Below are 15,968 nucleotides of genomic sequence, written 5' to 3' on the forward strand. Positions count from 1 at the left end.
GCCTACCCGAACACCGCCCCGGGCAGCCAGGTGGCAATGCCCGGGGCGAGACACAGCAGCAGCACGCCAAGCAACAGCGCGACCCAGTAGGGGGCCGCGGCGCGGGCGGCCTCCGGCAGGCGCACCTCGCCATTGGTGATGCCGACCAGCACGAACAGGTTCATGCCGACGGGCGGCGTCAGCATGCCGACCTCGATCATCAGCGTGACCACCACGCCGAGCCAGACCGCATCGAAGCCGACGCCGGTGAGCAGGGGGAAGACGAGCGGCAACGTCATGATCATCATGGACAGGCCGTCGAAGAAGCAGCCGAGCGCCAGGTAGATCAGCACCACCACCGCCAGCAGCACCCAGCGCGACAACCCCCACTCGGCGATCACCTGCAGCATCTGCTGCGGCAGGCCGAGCATGGCGATCGCCTGCGCCAGCACCAGTGCGCCGACGAAGACCGTGGCGATCACCGCGAAGATCCGCGCCGTGCCGATCAGCGCCGCGCCGAAGCCGCGCAGCGTGAGATCGCCGAGGGTGACGCCGAGCAGAACGGCGGCGGCGACGCCGACGCCCGCCGCCTCGGTCGGCGTTGCCAGCCCGGCGAAGAGGCTGCCGAGCACCGCCAGGATCAGCACAACCAGCGGGAGGACCGAGGTGAGGCCGTACAGCGCCTGGCGCAGCGCGACTCGTGCTTCCGGTGGCGCGACCGCAGGATTGCGCATCGCCGTCCAGAGGATCAGCAGCATGAACAGCGCCGCCATCAGCAGCCCCGGCAGCAGCCCCGCCAGGAACAGCCGGCCGATCGAGGTCTCGGTCAGCGCGCCATAGATCAGCAGCGAGAGCGAAGGCGGGATCAGCAGGCCAAGGGTGCCACCACCCGCCAGCGTACCGACCACCGTCGCGCGGTCGTAGCCCCGCTGCTTCAACTCCGGATAGGCGACGGAGCCAACCGCCGCGGCGACCGACATGGAGGAGCCGGAAACCGCGCCGAACACCGTGCAGACCGCAATGTTGGTGTGCAGCAAGCCCCCCGGCAGCCGCGCGAAGAAGGGCGCCATCGCGCGATAGACGCCGCGCGCGAGGCCCGAGGCCACCAGAACCTCGCCCAGCAGGATGAACAGCGGGATGGCGGTGAGCGTGAACTCGTTCAGCGTGTTCCACACCGCCTGCACGCCGAGCCGCGTTGCGCCGCCCACCGCGAAATGCAGCAGCGCGAAACCTGTCAGCCCGAGCGCGGCGCCGAGCACCGCACCCGACAGCACCGTGGCCGAAAGCAGGCCCAGCAGCCAGGCGCCGATCACAACGCCTCCGGCTTGCCTTCGGGCGGCGGGCGCAGCGCGGCCCAGGCCGCGATCAGCCCGGTGAAGGCCAGGCAGGCCGGCATCAGCGCCACCCAGGGGCCGAGCGGCAGACGCGCCTGCTCGCTTGAGAGGTTCAGCCGCATGGTGAAATCGGCGATGCCCCAGGCCTCCCAGGCGAAGATCGCACAGAACGCCACCATGATCGCCTGGCCCACCACCCAGAAGACGCGCCGCCACGCACCGCCGAGCCGGTCGGTGAGCAGCGTCACGCGGATGTTCGCGTTAGCCGCCATGGCGAAGGGCAGCGCGAGAAACGCCATGGCGGAAAGCAGCAGCCCGGCCATCTCCTCGGTGAAGCGGAACGGCGCGGCGACGGCGTAGCGCATGACCACCGCCGCCAGCACCAGCCCCAGGATCCCTGCGCAGGCCGCGGCGGAGAGTGCCAGCAGCCCACGCGAGATCAGCAGCAGCCCCCTTTCGATGGCGCTCACTGCCCGCCGAGGGCGGCCTGGATCCGCGCCTTCCAGGCCGGCCCCTGGCCACCGGCCTCGCGCATCAGCGTCTCCCAGGTTGCGATGGCGGCGGTGCGGATGGCCTGCTGCTCGGCCTCGGAGAGCGTGCCATGGAAGGTCACGCCCTGGCCGCGCAGCCGCTCGCGCGATGCCTCATCGGCGGCGAGATCCTGCTCGAAGCGGGTGCTGCGCGCCTCCATCGCGGCGACCGCATCGGTCAACGCCTGCCGGTTCTCGGCCGAGAGCGCCCGCCAGCGCGCCTGGTTCGCCATCACCACATAGGGCGTCGGCGGGAAGGCGAAGCCGGTGGAGAGCACATGCTTCGCCACCTCCTGCAGGCTGATGGATTGCGCGAAGCGCGGCGCATAGAGCGCGCAATCCACCACGCCGGTCTGCATCGCCGTGTAGAGTTCCTGCTGCGGCACGATCTGCGCCGCGACGCCGAGCGCGCGGAAGGTCTCCACCTGCTCGCGCGAGCCGACGCGGAGCTTCACCCGGCGCAGCTCGTCGAGGTTGCGCACCGGCGTGCGGCACATGAAGGAGGCGTCGAGCAGGCCGAGCTGGATGAAGCCCACCGGCTCGATCTGCCAGCGCCGGATGCCCTCGGAGAGGCTCTCGCGCAGCGCCGGCATGATGCGGGTGAGTTCCGCCGGGTTGCGCACCAGGCCGAAGACCAGGATGGAGGACATCGCCGCATCGTCGCGGCCGAGGAAGGGCGGCCAGATGAACCCCATCTCCGGCGTGCCGGTCTGCATCCAGCGCAGCGCATCGGCATCGCGCAGGTTCATCGCATTGCCTTCGAAGACGTTCAGCGCGAAGCGGCCCTGGCTGCGCGTGCGCAGGTCCGCGGCCAGGTCGCGCACATGCCCGCTCTCGGGGCGCGCCGGCGCGTAGCTGTTGTGGAAGCGCCACTCCACCGTCTGCGCCGAGGCCGCACCCAGCCAGAGGAACGTCGCCGCCAGGGCGGCCAGGATGCCACGCCGCATCGCTCTTCTCCCGAATTCGTGGAGGCGCGATCATGATCCGGCCCGGCGGCGTTGACAACGTGGCCGCCGCCGCCTGCCATGTCGCCATGCCAGGACATATTGACCGCGCGCGGACGGCGCGCCTGCTGGCGGCGGCAGAACTGGACGCACTGCTCGTCGCCGCGCCGGAGACCTTCCTGTGGGCGACCGGCGCACCGGCCGGCGTGGCGATGGGCTGGCGGCGCCTGGGACCGGCGATGGCGGTGGTGCCCGCCGATCCGGCGCTGCCGGTCGGCGCCGTCGTCACCGACCTCTTTGCCGCGGGCGCGGAGGCGGCGGGCTGCGCGCCGCTGCGGGCGCACGCGATCTGGCCGGAGGCCATTTCCATCCGCCACCTGCTGCCGTCGGATGCCGATGCAGCAAGCCTGATCGCCGCCGCCACGGCGGACCGCCCACCCGGCTTCGCCCGCCCGGGCACCTTCGATCGCGACCTGGCGCTCGGCCTGCTGCGCGAGGTGCTGTCCGGGATGGGGCTGTCCGGCGCGCGCATCGGCGCGGAGCTCTCCACGGTGCCGGCGGCCGATCATGGCGCGCTGCTCGATGCGGTTGCGCCGGCGCGGATCAGCGACGCGACGCCGCTGGTGGACCGGCTGCGCGCGCACAAATCGCCGAGCGAGATCGCCCTGCTGCGCGAAGCGGGCGCGATCACCGAGGCCGCGCTCGTCGCCTTCATGCCCGAGATACGCGAGGGCGCGACCCGGCCGGCGCTCGGACGCGCCTTCCTCGAGCTCGTGCAGGCGGAGGCAGCGCGCCGCGGCACCGCCGCAAGCGTTACCGCATGGGAGTATGTGGGCTTCGGCACCTCGCCATGGGCGAGCCCAGGCGGGCTCGCACGGGGCGACGTGATCAAGGTGGATGTCGGCGCGGTGGTCGGCGGCTATACGGCGGACCTGGCGCGCAGCTTCACACTCGGCCCGGCGCCACGCCGTGCACGCCAAGTCCATGCGGCACTGCGCGGTGCCTTCGAGGCAGGCCGTCCGCTGTTCCGCCCGGGCGCGGCGCTGCGCGACATCCATGCTGCCTGCCTGCGCGCGGTTCACGATGCCGGCTTCCCTGCCTATGCCCGTGGGCATTTCGGGCACGGCCTCGGCGCCTCGATCTGGTCGGAGGAGTGGCCCTACACCGCTGCCGACAGTGACGCGATGCTGGAGCCCGGCATGGTGATGGCCTTCGAGGCGCCGTGGTACATCGACGGCATCGGCGGCTTCATCGTCGAGGACATGCTGCTGATCACCGAGGCCGGCGCGGAGACGCTTGCCGGCAGCGGGCTTTCGCGCGACTTGCTGGAGCTCTGAGCGCCGAGGGACCGATCATGCACCGCTTCACCTATAACGGCCTGCCCTCCCGCGTGGTGTTCGGCCAGGGGACGCTGGCGAACCTGCCGGCGGAGGTGGACCGACTCGGCCTCAGGCGCGTGCTGGTGCTCGCCACGCCTCAGCAGGAGGCGGACGCACGCGCGCTCGCCGAACGCCTCGGCGGCCACGCGGCGGGCATCTTCGCCGGCGCGGTGATGCACACACCGGTGGAGGTCTCGGAACGCGCCGTCGCGCTGGCGCGCGAGCTCGGCGCAGATGGCACGGTGGCGATCGGCGGCGGTTCCACCATCGGGCTCGGCAAGGCGATCGCGCTGCGCACCGACCTGCCGCAGATCGCGGTGCCGACTACGTATGCCGGCAGCGAGATGACCACGATCCTCGGCGAGACCGCGGGCGGCGAGAAGCGCACGCAGCGCACGCTGAAGGTGCTGCCGGAAGTGGTGATCTACGACGTGGACCTCACGTTGAGCCTGCCGGCCGCGCTGAGCGCAACCTCCGGCTTGAACGCCATCGCCCATGCGGTGGAAGCGCTCTATGCGCCCGATGGCAACCCGGTGGTTTCGCTGATGGCGGAGGAAGCCATCGGCGCGCTGGCGCGCGGCTTGCCGCGCGTGGTGGCAATGCCGCGGGACGTGGAGGCGCGCTCGGAGGCGCTGTACGGCGCCTGGCTGTGTGGCGCCGCGCTCGGCTCGGTGGCTATGGGGTTGCATCACAAGCTCTGCCACGTGCTTGGCGGCAGCTTCGGCCTGCCACATGCGGAGACGCACGCCGTCGTGCTGCCACACGCCACCGGCTACAATGCGGCCGGTGCGCCGGCGGCGATGCAACGCATCGCGCGTGCGCTCGGTGCGGACGACGCCGCGCGCGGGCTGCACGAGCTGGCGCAACGCATCGGCGCGCCAATCGCGTTGCGCGAGCTTGGGCTGCGGGAAAGCGACCTCGACCGCGCAGCGGACATCGCCGCGCGCGACTCCTATCCGAACCCGCGGCCGATCGAGCGCGACGCGATCCGGAAGCTCCTCGGCAACGCCTGGGCCGGCAACGCGCCTGGCTAGACCCGAGTTGCCCGGACTGTGTCCGGGCAACTCGCGTCTGGCACCTTTCGAGCCGGCGATTCACGCCCTGGCGTGCCCGCCTGCGGCGTGCACACCCAGGGCGATCGCGGGCTAGTCCTCGAAGATCGCGACAGCCCGGGTGAACCCTGCGGAGCCACCCTTGATCTTGAAGGGGAAGCACGCGACCTGGAAACCGGTGGGCGGCAGCTGCTCCAGATTCGCCAGCTTCTCGATGTGGCAGTAGCCGCGCACCATACCGGCGCGATGCCCTTCCCAGATCAGGCTGGCGTCCTTCGTCTCGGCATAGCGCCTCGCAGTGTGGAGGAAGGGCGCGTCCCAGGACCAGGCGTCGGTGCCGCAGACACGCACGCCGCGCTCGGTGAGGTACAGCGTCGCCTCCCGGCCCATACCGCAGCCGCGCGAGAGGTAATCCGGCTGGCCATAGCGTGCGCCCGCCGCGGTGTTGACCAGCACGATGTCGAAGGGCGCCAGCGTGACGCCGATGCGCGCGAGCTCCGCCTCCACCTCCGCCGCACCCGCCACATGGCCATCGGCCAGATGGCGGAAGTCGAGCTTCACGCCGCGGCCGAAGCACCATTCCAGCGGAACCTCATCGATGGTCCAGGCACGCTTCCCGCCATCCATGGTGGAGTGGAAATGGTAGGGCGCATCGAGATGCGTGCCGGTATGGGTGGTGAGGTTCAGCCGCTCGATCGCCCAGCCCTCGCCGCCCGGCAGGTCCTCGACACGCAGGCCGGGGAAAAAGCGGGCGACATCCGGCGCGCTCTGCCGGTGGTCGATATAGGTGATCTCCGGCGTGTGGCCGGGCGGGTCGGAAGCGATGCCGGATTCCAGCGCGACGGAAAGATCCACGATACGCCGCGGCATGCGGAGTGCTCCCTCAATCGACCAGCACGGTGGCCAGCGCCGGTACCAGCGCGATCACCACCAGCGAAAGCCCCATGACCACCACGAACGGCAGCGCGCCGGCGAAGATGGTCTCGATCCCGATCCGCGGATCCGCAAGCGTCGCCTTAACCGTGAAGACCGACAGGCCGAAGGGCGGCGTCAGCAGCCCCATCTCGACCGCGATGATGAGCATGATGCCGAAATGGATCAGGTCGAAGCCCATGGCAGCCGCGATCGGCGCACCGATCGGCACCATGATCAGCAGGATCGAGGTGCTGTCCAGGATCATGCCCATCACCAGCACCAGCAGCAGGAAGGCGGCGAGGAAGCCGTAGGGGCCGAGGCCCATATGCTCCACCATGTCACCGATCGCCTGCGGCACGCCGGCCATGGACAGCATGCGCGAATAGAGCCCTGCCGCGATCAGCAGGAACAGGATTGCCGCCGAGACCAGTCCGGCTTCGCGCAGCACGCGCCACAGCCTCGGCCCATCGAGCCTGCGCCGCAGCAGCGCAACGGCCAGCGCGCCGGCGGCGCCGACGGCGCCTGCCTCGGTCGGCGTGAAGAAGCCGGTATAGAGCCCGCCGAGGATCAGCACGACGAGCGAGAGGATGGGCACCGCCTTCAGCGCCATCTCGCCCCCAGCCATGACCGTCCCGGTCATCTCCGGCAGAGGGCCCGCATTGGCGGTGATGCGGTGCGGGAAGAAGGTGGCGTACGTCCAGATCATCGCGACGAAGCCCAGCGCGATCAGCAGGCCGGGGATGATGCCGGCGATGAACAGCTTGCCGATCGAGACCTCCGCCAGCACGCCATAGATGATCATCAGCAGCGAGGGCGGGATCAGCATGCCGAGGATCGAGGAGCCGGCAACCGTGCCCGTGGCGAAGCGGTAGTTGTAGCCATGCCGCACCATCTCCGGCACGGCGACCTTGGTGAAGACCGCGGCCGACGCGATGGAGACGCCGGTGACGGCGGCGAAGATCGCGTTGGCCGCCACGGTCGCCATCCCAAGCCCGCCGCGCAGGCGTTTCAGCAGCGCCTCCGCCACCTCGAATGTGTCCTTGCCGACGCCCGAGACGCTGACCAGCAGGCCCATCAGCACGAAGAGCGGGATGGTGGCGAAGAGATAGTCCTGGATGCCGGAATAGGTCGCCATCGCGGTGAAGCGGAAGGCAAGGTCCGGGTTGTCGCGGATCAGCCAGACGCCGACCGCCGCGGTGGATATCAGCGAAAGCCCGATCGGCAGGCCGAGCAGGATCAGCGAGACCATCGCGCCGATCAGCAGGAAGGCGAGAGTGGTGTCCTCCATGTCAGCCCTGCCGCGGCGCGACCAGCCGGCGCGCCTCCACCCCGAGCAGCACGAAGTAGGCCAACGCGCCGGCTGCGCCACCGAGCAGGATCAGCGCGCGGAACGGCCAGGTCGGCACCGTGAACAGGCCCTGCACGCCGAAGAACTCCCGCTGCCCAATGGAATTCCACATGGGCTCCCACGCGGCCTGTGCGATGAACGCCATGCAGGCCGCACCAACCAGCATGAACAGCATCTCGATGATGCGGCCGAGGCCGGGGGCGGCGCGCAGGATGCGGTCGATCAGGAAGTCCGCGCGCGTCATGCGCCGATGGTAGATCGTTGCGCCGACCTGGAGGAACACGATACCCACCACGGAATGTGCGGCGATCTCCGCCACGCCGGTGATCGGCGCATTCAGGAAGGAGCGCCCGATCACGTCCGCGCAGATCAGCAGCATCAGGGTGAAGGTCCAGATGGTGCCGATCGCGGCCAACCCGTCGAGCAGCAACCGCACGGGGTCGAACCCGCGCGGCCCCGCCGCGGCGTCGAGCGCCGCCAGGTCAACATCGTCGGCCATGGCGGCGCCCTCCTGCCTCAGGCGGCGAGTTCGCGATCCCAGTCGCGGCCGGGTGTCTTGCCGGCCTGGCGGATCGCGGCGAAGTAGGCGTTGAGAACCTCGCGCGAGGCCGGGCCGGAACTGTCGGCCCAGGTCTTCGCGATGTTCGGCAGGCCACGAATCCAGCGCTCGCGTTCGGCGGCCGGCAGCGAGCTGACGATCGCGCCCTTCTCGACCATCTCGCGCTTGGCGCTGGTGATGCGGGCGGCCACGTCCTCGATGTGCTTCTGCGTCGCGATCTTGCCTGCCGCCACCATCGCTGCGCGAACCGGCGCCGGCCAGCGTTCCATACGCTGCCGGTTCGCCGCGATGCCACCGACATACATCGCGCCGATGTCGCACTCGGTGACGTATTTCGCCACCTCGTACACGCGCGTCGGCAGGATGCCGACGTAGAAGGAGAGCGCGCCCTCGATCACGCCGGTCTGGATATCCGTGTAGTAGGTGGTCAGCGCGCCGTCCACCGGCGTCGCACCGGTGCCCTGCAGCCAGTTGGCGCTGGTGCCCGGCGCAGCGAGCTTGCGGTTGCGCAGGTCATCCAGCGAGCGGATCGGGAAGTTGGACCAGATGTGATAGCTGTCGGTGATGTAGGAGCTCAGCGGCACCATGTTCAGCCCGTTCCAATTCTGCCGGATGGCGGGCACCGTTTCGTTCAGCTTCTCGAAGGCGTTGGCCACCACGCCGTGGTCGCCGGTCGAGAAGGGCGTGAAGTAGGTCACGTTCTGCAGCGGCATCGTGCTGCCTTCCCACAGCGTGCCGACATAGCCGATGTCGGTGATGTTGTCGCGCACCGCCTCCATCGTATCCTGGAACTTGTAGAGCGTGCCGCCGTAGGATTCGCGCCAGTTGACGACATGCGCGTTGCCGTTGTCGCGCAGGTGCTTCTCCACCTCCGGCTGGAACACGTTCTTCATGTTGCTCACCCAGTAGTTGGCGACGGGGTGGCTGGAGGCGATGGTGATGTTGAGGCGCGACTGCGCGCGGCTCTCGATCGAGAACAGCGGCAGCGTGGCGGCACCGGCAAGAAGGCTGCGGCGATGCATCGTCATGGGCTTTCTCCTCCCTGCTTGTGTCAGATCCGCCCCAGCGCGCGCAGGATGCGCGCCGGCGTGAAGGGCTGCTCGGTTACGCGGGCGCCGAGCGGGCGCAGCGCGTCGTTGATCGCATTCATCAGCGCGGCCGGCGCGCCGGCCGTGCCGGCCTCGCCCGCGCCTTTTGCGCCAAGCAGGGATTCGCGCGTCGGCGTCTCGACATGGCCGATGTGCATGTCCGGCATCTCCGCCGACATCGGCACCAGGTAGTCGGCCATGGTCGTGGTCAGCAGGTTGCCCTGGTCGTCATAGACGCAGTGTTCGTAGAGCGCGCCGCCGAGGCCCTGCACGATTCCGCCGCGCACCTGCTCGTCCACCAGCAGCGGGTTGACCACGCGGCCGCAATCCTCGACGCACCAATGCTCCAGCAGCGTCACCATCCCGGTCTCGGCATCCACTTCCACCCAGCTGGCCTGGATGCCGTTGGTGAAGGCGAAGGGATAGTCCTTGGTGATGAAGTGGCGCGTCTGCACCAACTCGCGCGGCAGGTCCTTCGGCAGCGTGTCGCCACGGTAGTAGACGATACGGCCGAGTTCGCCGAGCGGCATGCGCTCGCGTCCGCTGCCCTTGTCCACCACCTGGCCCATGCGGATGTCGAGGCTCTCCGGCGCGGCCTGCAGCATCGCGCCGGCGACCGCCAGGATCTGCTGCTTCAGCGCGATCGCCGATTGCAGCGCCGCCTCGCCGCCGATGCCGGCCCCGCGGCAGGCCCAGGTGCCGCCGCCATAGGGGGTGGTCTGGGTGTCGCCGGTAATCACCCTCACGCGCTCGACCGGCACGCCGACGCCATGCGCGACGATCTGACGCAGGATCCCCTCGGTCCCCTGCCCCTGCTCCGTCACGCCGGAGAGCACGACGACGGAGCCATCAGGATCCATGCGCACGGTCGCGCCATCCTGCGCGGAGATGCGCGCACCGCCGATGCCATACATAAAGGGCGAAGGATTGGTCAGCTCGATGAAGCTGGCGAATCCGAGGCCGCGGTGCACGCCCTTCTTCCGCTGCTCGGCCTGGTCGGCGCGGATGCGCGCGACCGGCACCATCTCCAGCAGCGTGTCCAGCGCCTTGTGGTGCGACAGCCCCTCGAAGCGCATGCCGGCCGGCGAGGTGAAGGGATAGGCCTCGTCGCGGATCAGGTTGCGACGGCGGATCTCGATGGGATCCATGCCGAGCGCCTCGGCGGCGAGGTCCACCAGCCCCTCGGTGACGGCGGTCGCGATCGGATGCCCCACGGCACGGTATTGGCAGGTGGGCGTCTTGTTCTGCAGCACGACGGTGGTGGTGCAGCGATAGTTCGCGAAATCGTAGGGCCCGCCACAGAGGTTCACCACCTGGTTGCCCTCGACCGCGCTGGTCCGCGGATAGACCGAATAGGGGCCGATGCCGGTCAGGTCGTCGATGTCGAAGCCGAGGATCTTCCCCTCGGCATCCACCGCGATTCGCCCCTTCAGCCGGTGGTCGCGGGCGTGGATGTCGGAGACGAAGCTCTCGAAGCGGTCGGCGATGAACTTTACCGGCCGGCCCATGACCTTCGCAATCGCGGCCACCGCGACCTCGTCCGGATAGACATGCACCTTGATGCCGAAGCTGCCGCCGACATCCTTGCAGATGACCCGGACCTGGCCTTCCTCCATGCGCAGCTGCTTCGCGAAGACGCCCTGCATCATGTGCGGCGCCTGCGTCGAATGGTGCACGGTCAGCGTCCCCTCGGCGCGGTTGTAGTCGGCGAGGATGCTGCGTGGCTCCAGCGTCACGCCGGTGTGGCGTGCGGTGACGAAGGTGGCTTCCACCACCTTGTGCGCCGTCGCGATGGCCGCCGCGACGTCGCCCTTCTCCGCAGTGCGGGTGAAGGCGAGGTTGTCGCCAAGCTCGGGATGGATCAGCACCGCGCCGGGGGCGAGCGCTGTCTCCATGTCGAGCTGCGCCGGCAGCGGCTCGAACGCGACGTTGAGCGCGGCGACGCCATCCTCCGCCGCGGCGCGGCTCTCCGCGATCACCGCCACCACGGGCTCACCCTGCCAGGTCGCGCGCTCCAGGGGCAGCGCGTATTGCGGCGCCGACTTCATGCCCTTCAGGTGATCGAGCGTCGCCACCCAGGGGTCGCAGACCTTGGCGACGTCGGCGCCGGTGAAGACACGCAGCACGCCCGGCACCTGCGACGTCGCCCTCGCGTCCACGCCAGCGATCCGCGCATGCGCGTGCGGCGAGCGCAGGAACGCCGCATGGACCATGCGCGGCAGCAGCACATCATCGGTGTAGGTGGCGAGGCCCTGCACCAGCTTCGGCACGTTCGGCCGCGGCACCGAGCGGCCGATGTAGGAATTCGGGAGGTCCTCGCGCGAGAGGCCGATGCTCTCCGGGGTCGGCAGGTCGCTCAACGCCGTGCCTCCAGCGTCTGGGCAACGGCGTCCACGATCGCCTGGTAGCCGGTGCAGCGGCAGTAGTTGCCGGAGAGATGCTCGCGGATCGCGGCGCGGTCGGCCTCGGGGTGATGGCGCAGGATATCTGCCGCGGCCATCACCATGCCCGGCGTGCAGAAGCCGCATTGGGCGGCGTTTCGCGCGACGAAGGCAGCCTGCAGATCCGCCACCTCGCCGCTGTCGGACAGGCCCTCGATGGTGGTGACGTCCGCGCCGTCCAGGCTCGCGGCCAGCACCAGGCAGCCGCGCACGATCTCGCCATCCACGCGCACGGTGCAGGCACCGCAGACGCCGTGCTCGCAGCCGGCATGAGAGCCGGTGAGGCCGAGATCGAGCCGCAGGAAATCCACCAGGTGCCGCCGCGGCTCGACGCTGCGCGTCACGCGCTCGCCGTTGACGGTGAGCGTGATCTCCACGCGCATGCTCATGCGGCCAGCTCCGTCCTGGGCAGGAAGCGGCGCAATGCGCGGCTGGTCAGAACGCGCGCCAGATGCCGCTTCATCTCCGGCGGCCCGTGCAGGTCGGCCGAAGGATCGAGATCGTCACCGAGCGCCGCCTGGGCCGCCTCGATGCTCTCCGCGCCGAGCGGGCGCCCCGTCAGCGCTGCGGAGGCTTGCGCGGCCAGTACCGGGCCGTTGCCAACGCCGAAATAGACCAGCCGCGCCGCCGACACCTGCACCTGCGCGTCCAGCGTCAGCGACACGGCGAGGCCGGCCATCGCATAGTCGCCGCTTCGCCGCGCGACCTCGACGATGGCGCTGCGGCTGCCCGGCGTGGCGAGCGGCACCTCCACTGCGGCGATCAGCTCGCCCGGGCGCAGGGCGGTCTGCAACAGGCCGGTGAAGAAGTCGCGCGCCGGCATTCGACGCTCGCCCTCGGACGAGACCAGCACCAGCGTTGCATCGAGCGCCACCACGCAGGCCGGCAACTCGGCGGCAGGGTCGGCATAGGCGAGGCTGCCGCCGATGGTGCCGCGATTGCGGATGGCCGGATGCGCGATCAGCGGGACCGCCTGCGCCAGCAGCGGCGCGTGCCGGGCCACCAGCTCATGCCGGCCGAGCTCGGCATGGCGCGTCAGCGCGCCGATGCGCAGGGCGCCGTCCTGCGCGGCGATCCCGCGGAGTTCCGCCATGCGCGTGATGTCCACCAGCACGCCGGGCTCGGACAGCCGGAAAGCCAGCGTGGCCAACAGCGTCTGGCCGCCGGCGATGACGCGCGCATCCTCCCCGTGCTGCGCCTGCGCACGCCACAGCTCCTCAAGCGTCGAGGCCCGCACATACGCGAAAGCCGGCCACTTCATTGGGCGCTGCTCCCCCCAAGGACATGCCCCGTGCCATGCCGGAGCTCTTGCTTGTTGATCATCTGATCATCGGAAACTAAGACGATGTCAAGCAGAGCCCGCGCGAGCCAGGCGGGACGGGAGGAAGGCTTGGACGGCACCGTGCGACCACCGCGGCGGCTCGACCCGGAGGCACGCCGCGAGCAGATCGTGGCGGCGGCGGTGTGCTACTTCGCCGAGGTCGGGCTGGGCGGCACCACGCGCGACCTGGCGCAGCGCGCGGGCGTCACGCAGGCGCTGCTCTACCGCTACTTCTCCAGCAAGGCAGAGCTGGTCGAGGCGGTGTTCGAGCGCGTCTTCCTCGGGCGCCTCGCGCCACACTGGATCGCGGAGCTGCGCGACCGCACGATGCCGCTGCCGGACCGGCTCTGCCGCTTCTACAGCCAGTACACGGCAGCGATCTTTACCTACGAATGGATGCGCATCTTCATGTGGGCGGGCCTCGCGGGCGAAGCGCTGAACCGGCGCTATCTCAGCCATGTCGGAGACAGCCTGCTGGCGCCGATGGCCGAGGAGATCGCGGCTGCCGGCCCCTACCGCGCGCCCGACATGGAGGAGATGTGGGCGCTGCACGGCGGCATCGTCTATCTCGGCATCCGCCGCTTCATCTATCAGCTACCGACGCCGGACGACACCGCTCCCGTGATCGAGCAGTCGGTGCGGCGGTTCCTTGCCGGGCTGGCGCCGCCCTCGCCGCCGGTCAGCGGCGCAGGCGCAGCGTCCAGTCGCGCAGCGCGGCGAGCTGGGCCGCGATCAGCCCGCGCGACGTCTCATCGGTGAGCCGGCCTTCCGCATCGAACTTCGTCGCCGCCTGGCTGATCATCACCTCGGGCTTGTTGAGCAGCTGGGCGTTGAGGCCAGCGAGGATCTTGCGCAGCTCGTACTGCGAGCGCGCAGTGCCGAGCAGGCCGGTGGCCGCGCCGAGGATCGCGACCGGCTTGTTGTCGAAGGCCTGCTCGGGCGGGCGCGAGACCCAGTCGATCGCATTCTTCAGCACGCCGGAGATCGAGAAGTTGTATTCCGGGCTGGCGACCAGCAGCGCATCGGCCTCCTTGATCGCCGCGCGCAGCGCTGCCACGGCGGGCGGATAGCCGCTGCCGGTGCGCAGGTCGTCGTCATAGGGCGGGATCTCCCGCAGCCCTTCATGCAACGAGACCTGCACGCCCTCCGGCGCCAGTTCCACCGCTGCGCGCAGCGCCGCGCTGTTGAAGGACGCCTTGCGCAAGCTGCCCGAGATCGCGAGGACCTTGACGACGCTCATCCGCCTTCTCCCTTGTGTGTCAAGCCGGCCAGCCAAGCGTCTCGCCGCGCAGCCAGGCGGCGCCGGCGCGATAGAGCGCCTGCACGCGCTCGCCCTTCAGCCCGGGCATGTCGCGCTTCACGTCGTAGCCGATGCCGGTCTGCAGATATGCGAGATGCCGGTAGCCTTCCGGGAAGCGCGCCAGCAGCTCCTTGTCGAGCTCCAGTCGCGCGGCAGGGTCCACGGGGTCCATCCGGTCCTTCTCGTAGATCGGCTGACGCATGACGATGCCCCACCTGCCACCGCGCTCCTCCACGAAATCGTAGAAGCGGCCGGTGCAGACCACGTCCACCAGCACGCCATGCACCTCGGCGCGCTGGCTGATCGTCATCTTCGTCTGCGAGATGGCGCGGGTCCCGGCGACGTCAACCGAGATGCCGCCAAGGAAGTGCAGGATCGAGACGCCCTTGGCCCATCCCGCCTCGCTTGCCGCGATGAACTCGGCGGCCGGTGCCTGGCACCAGGTGGCCATCATGAAGCCGTCCTCGTGCCAGCAGCCGCGGAAGCGCTCCCAATCACCGGCGTCGCGCCACACGGCCCAGTTCTGCACGAGCTCCGCCACGCGCTGGCGCTGGATCATGTCGGGGTCGGGCGTCATCGCATCGTCTCCGCCGTCTCGGCGCGCGGGGGTAGAGCGCGCCGCCGCGACGGTCAAGCAGGCATGGCTTGAGCCGCCGGCGGGCCCATGCGAAGCACGACCCTGGAGGACCAGGAAATGAACAACGCAATCGAACGCCGTACGCTGCTCGGCGCCGCCGCCCTTGCGCCGCTCGCCGGCCGCAGCGCCGCCGCGCAGGCTGCCTGGCCCGAGCGGCCGGTCCGTTTCATCCTCGGCTTCGGCGCCGGGGGAACCACCGACATCGTCGCGCGGCTGCTTGCGCCCGCGATGGCCGCGGAGATCGGCCAGCCCGTCGTGGTGGAGAACCGGCCCGGCGCCGGCGGCACGCTCGCCGCCGAACAGCTCGCGCGCGCGCCGAAGGATGGGCATGCGCTGATGCTGATCAACAACGGCTACGCCGTTTCCGCCGCGCTCTACCGCCGCCTGCCCTATGACCCGGTGGCGGATGTCGACCCGGTCTCCATGGTCGCCTCGGTCGGCCTCGTGCTGCTCGCCGGGCCGGCCTCGGCGCCGAATGCGATTGCAGACTTCAACGATCTCGTGCGCCGCGCGCGAGCCGAGCCGGAGAAGCTGAACGTCGCGACGGTCGGCGTCGGCAGCACGCAGCACCTGGTTGCGGAGGCGACGCAGGCGGCGGGGAACTTCAAGCTGACGCACGTGCCGTATCGCGGCACGCCGGCGGCGCTGGTCGGGCTGCGCAATGCCGAGGTGCAGGTGGTGGTGGAGCCGATCTCCTCCGTGCTCGGCCAGATCCGCGACGGCGCCGCGCGGCCGCTGGCCGTGACCTCGCGCGAGCGATCCACGCTCCTGCCGGACGTGCCGACGGTGGCGGAGCTGCTGAACCAGCCCGACTTCGACATCCCCACCTGGTATGCGCTGGCCGCCCCCGCCGGCACGCCGGACGGCGTTCTGGCGCGCATCGACGCGGCGACGCGCAAGGTCATCGCGATGCCGGAGATCAGCGCGCGGCTCGTCGAGCTCGGCCTGGCGCCGCGCGCGCTCGGGTCGCGCGCGGCGGTGAAGGCGATGGTCCACGCCGAGATCGCGCGCTGGAGCCGCCTGGTCGAGTCCGCAGGGATCCAGCGGCAGTAGCCTGGACCCGAGTTGCCCGGACTGTGTCCGGGCAACTCGGGTCCAGCCCTTTCGAGCCGGCGATTCACGCCCTGGCGTGCCCGCCTGC

Annotated in this window: 16 protein-coding genes; 4 read left to right on the top strand and 12 right to left on the bottom strand. The window is 70.2% G+C overall.

All coding sequences use genetic code 11. From position 1 onward, the window contains the following. Positions 1-2: 2 nt before the first annotated feature. The 3 genes from ACESM1_RS23705 to ACESM1_RS23715 are packed head-to-tail and all read right to left on the bottom strand — an operon-like array spanning position 3 to position 2,790. Positions 3-1,292: a TRAP transporter large permease gene (locus ACESM1_RS23705; RefSeq protein ID WP_372623691.1), complete on the bottom strand. Its 1,290-nt coding sequence runs from the start codon at positions 1,290-1,292 to the stop codon at positions 3-5. Next, positions 1,289-1,783 carry a TRAP transporter small permease gene (locus tag ACESM1_RS23710; RefSeq protein ID WP_372623692.1) on the bottom strand — a complete coding sequence of 165 codons (495 nt, stop codon included), beginning with the start codon at positions 1,781-1,783 and terminating at the stop codon, positions 1,289-1,291. Before ACESM1_RS23710 ends, ACESM1_RS23705 begins: the two co-directional genes overlap by 4 nt. Further along, complete coding sequence (locus ACESM1_RS23715; RefSeq protein WP_372623693.1) at positions 1,780-2,790, bottom strand: TRAP transporter substrate-binding protein; 1,011 nt, start codon at positions 2,788-2,790, stop codon at positions 1,780-1,782. The genes ACESM1_RS23710 and ACESM1_RS23715 overlap by 4 nt, the downstream gene beginning before the upstream one ends. 32 nt (positions 2,791-2,822) lie before the next feature. Here ACESM1_RS23715 and ACESM1_RS23720 point away from each other — a divergent pair, with 32 nt between their 5' ends. After that, positions 2,823-4,124 carry a M24 family metallopeptidase gene (locus ACESM1_RS23720; RefSeq protein WP_372623694.1) on the top strand — a complete coding sequence of 434 codons (1,302 nt, stop codon included), beginning with the start codon at positions 2,823-2,825 and terminating at the stop codon, positions 4,122-4,124. A 17-nt stretch (positions 4,125-4,141) separates the two neighbouring features. Further along, positions 4,142-5,200, top strand: coding sequence for a maleylacetate reductase (locus ACESM1_RS23725; RefSeq protein ID WP_372623695.1), 1,059 nt, complete (start codon positions 4,142-4,144; stop codon positions 5,198-5,200). A gap of 111 nt (positions 5,201-5,311) precedes the next feature. On the opposite strand, the gene ACESM1_RS23730 is transcribed toward ACESM1_RS23725, so the two are convergent. Genes ACESM1_RS23730 through ACESM1_RS23760 form a run of 7 tightly spaced genes read right to left on the bottom strand, consistent with a single transcriptional unit; the run spans position 5,312 to position 12,830 of the window. After that, positions 5,312-6,088 carry a cyclase family protein gene (locus ACESM1_RS23730; protein WP_372623696.1) on the bottom strand — a complete coding sequence of 259 codons (777 nt, stop codon included), beginning with the start codon at positions 6,086-6,088 and terminating at the stop codon, positions 5,312-5,314. Between the two features lie 13 nt (positions 6,089-6,101). After that, complete coding sequence (locus ACESM1_RS23735) at positions 6,102-7,421, bottom strand: TRAP transporter large permease (protein WP_372623697.1); 1,320 nt, start codon at positions 7,419-7,421, stop codon at positions 6,102-6,104. Position 7,422: 1 nt separating this feature from the next. Continuing rightward, complete coding sequence (locus ACESM1_RS23740; RefSeq protein ID WP_372623698.1) at positions 7,423-7,980, bottom strand: TRAP transporter small permease subunit; 558 nt, start codon at positions 7,978-7,980, stop codon at positions 7,423-7,425. Positions 7,981-7,997: 17 nt separating this feature from the next. Further along, entirely contained in the window at positions 7,998-9,068 is a 1,071-nt protein-coding gene (locus ACESM1_RS23745) for a C4-dicarboxylate TRAP transporter substrate-binding protein (RefSeq protein ID WP_372623699.1), read from the bottom strand. 23 nt (positions 9,069-9,091) lie between these two features. Next, positions 9,092-11,488 (bottom strand): xanthine dehydrogenase family protein molybdopterin-binding subunit, encoded by a 2,397-nt coding sequence (locus tag ACESM1_RS23750; RefSeq protein ID WP_372623700.1) that lies wholly within the window; start codon positions 11,486-11,488, stop codon positions 9,092-9,094. Beyond that, positions 11,485-11,958, bottom strand: a complete 474-nt coding sequence (locus ACESM1_RS23755; RefSeq protein WP_411278379.1) for a (2Fe-2S)-binding protein — start codon at positions 11,956-11,958, stop codon at positions 11,485-11,487. Before ACESM1_RS23755 ends, ACESM1_RS23750 begins: the two co-directional genes overlap by 4 nt. After that, complete coding sequence (locus ACESM1_RS23760; protein ID WP_372623701.1) at positions 11,955-12,830, bottom strand: FAD binding domain-containing protein; 876 nt, start codon at positions 12,828-12,830, stop codon at positions 11,955-11,957. Before ACESM1_RS23760 ends, ACESM1_RS23755 begins: the two co-directional genes overlap by 4 nt. 84 nt (positions 12,831-12,914) lie before the next feature. Here ACESM1_RS23760 and ACESM1_RS23765 point away from each other — a divergent pair, with 84 nt between their 5' ends. Continuing rightward, positions 12,915-13,649, top strand: a complete 735-nt coding sequence (locus tag ACESM1_RS23765) for a TetR/AcrR family transcriptional regulator (protein WP_372623702.1) — start codon at positions 12,915-12,917, stop codon at positions 13,647-13,649. On the opposite strand, the gene ACESM1_RS23770 is transcribed toward ACESM1_RS23765, so the two are convergent. Both ACESM1_RS23770 and ACESM1_RS23775 read right to left on the bottom strand, forming a co-directional pair. Then, the gene (locus tag ACESM1_RS23770; RefSeq protein WP_372623703.1) at positions 13,570-14,130 is read right to left on the bottom strand and encodes an NADPH-dependent FMN reductase; all 561 of its coding nucleotides are present in this window, start codon (positions 14,128-14,130) and stop codon (positions 13,570-13,572) included. The two genes, ACESM1_RS23765 and ACESM1_RS23770, sit on opposite strands and share 80 nt — an antisense overlap. Positions 14,131-14,149: 19 nt before the next feature. After that, positions 14,150-14,767 (bottom strand): nuclear transport factor 2 family protein, encoded by a 618-nt coding sequence (locus ACESM1_RS23775; protein ID WP_372623704.1) that lies wholly within the window; start codon positions 14,765-14,767, stop codon positions 14,150-14,152. Positions 14,768-14,854: 87 nt separating this feature from the next. Here ACESM1_RS23775 and ACESM1_RS23780 point away from each other — a divergent pair, with 87 nt between their 5' ends. Then, positions 14,855-15,880 (top strand): tripartite tricarboxylate transporter substrate-binding protein, encoded by a 1,026-nt coding sequence (locus ACESM1_RS23780; RefSeq protein WP_372623705.1) that lies wholly within the window; start codon positions 14,855-14,857, stop codon positions 15,878-15,880. Positions 15,881-15,968: the final 88 nt, after the last annotated feature.

This window comes from Falsiroseomonas sp., assembly GCF_041690465.1.
Taxonomy (GTDB): Bacteria; Pseudomonadota; Alphaproteobacteria; order Acetobacterales; family Acetobacteraceae; genus Falsiroseomonas.

Bases quoted from the DNA above. Each gene is read 5' to 3' on its own strand.
- ACESM1_RS23730 (WP_372623696.1), bottom strand. From the start codon at position 6,088: ATGCCGCGGCGTATCGTGGATCTTTCCGTCGCGCTGGAATCCGGCATC.
- ACESM1_RS23755 (WP_411278379.1), bottom strand. From the start codon at position 11,958: ATGAGCATGCGCGTGGAGATCACGCTCACCGTCAACGGCGAGCGCGTG.
- ACESM1_RS23775 (WP_372623704.1), bottom strand. From the start codon at position 14,767: ATGACGCCCGACCCCGACATGATCCAGCGCCAGCGCGTGGCGGAGCTC.
- ACESM1_RS23725 (WP_372623695.1), top strand. From the start codon at position 4,142: ATGCACCGCTTCACCTATAACGGCCTGCCCTCCCGCGTGGTGTTCGGC.
- ACESM1_RS23770 (WP_372623703.1), bottom strand. From the start codon at position 14,130: ATGAGCGTCGTCAAGGTCCTCGCGATCTCGGGCAGCTTGCGCAAGGCG.
- ACESM1_RS23735 (WP_372623697.1), bottom strand. From the start codon at position 7,421: ATGGAGGACACCACTCTCGCCTTCCTGCTGATCGGCGCGATGGTCTCG.
- ACESM1_RS23720 (WP_372623694.1), top strand. From the start codon at position 2,823: ATGATCCGGCCCGGCGGCGTTGACAACGTGGCCGCCGCCGCCTGCCAT.
- ACESM1_RS23745 (WP_372623699.1), bottom strand. From the start codon at position 9,068: ATGACGATGCATCGCCGCAGCCTTCTTGCCGGTGCCGCCACGCTGCCG.
- ACESM1_RS23740 (WP_372623698.1), bottom strand. From the start codon at position 7,980: ATGGCCGACGATGTTGACCTGGCGGCGCTCGACGCCGCGGCGGGGCCG.
- ACESM1_RS23715 (WP_372623693.1), bottom strand. From the start codon at position 2,790: ATGCGGCGTGGCATCCTGGCCGCCCTGGCGGCGACGTTCCTCTGGCTG.
- ACESM1_RS23780 (WP_372623705.1), top strand. From the start codon at position 14,855: ATGCGAAGCACGACCCTGGAGGACCAGGAAATGAACAACGCAATCGAA.
- ACESM1_RS23765 (WP_372623702.1), top strand. From the start codon at position 12,915: ATGTCAAGCAGAGCCCGCGCGAGCCAGGCGGGACGGGAGGAAGGCTTG.
- ACESM1_RS23760 (WP_372623701.1), bottom strand. From the start codon at position 12,830: ATGAAGTGGCCGGCTTTCGCGTATGTGCGGGCCTCGACGCTTGAGGAG.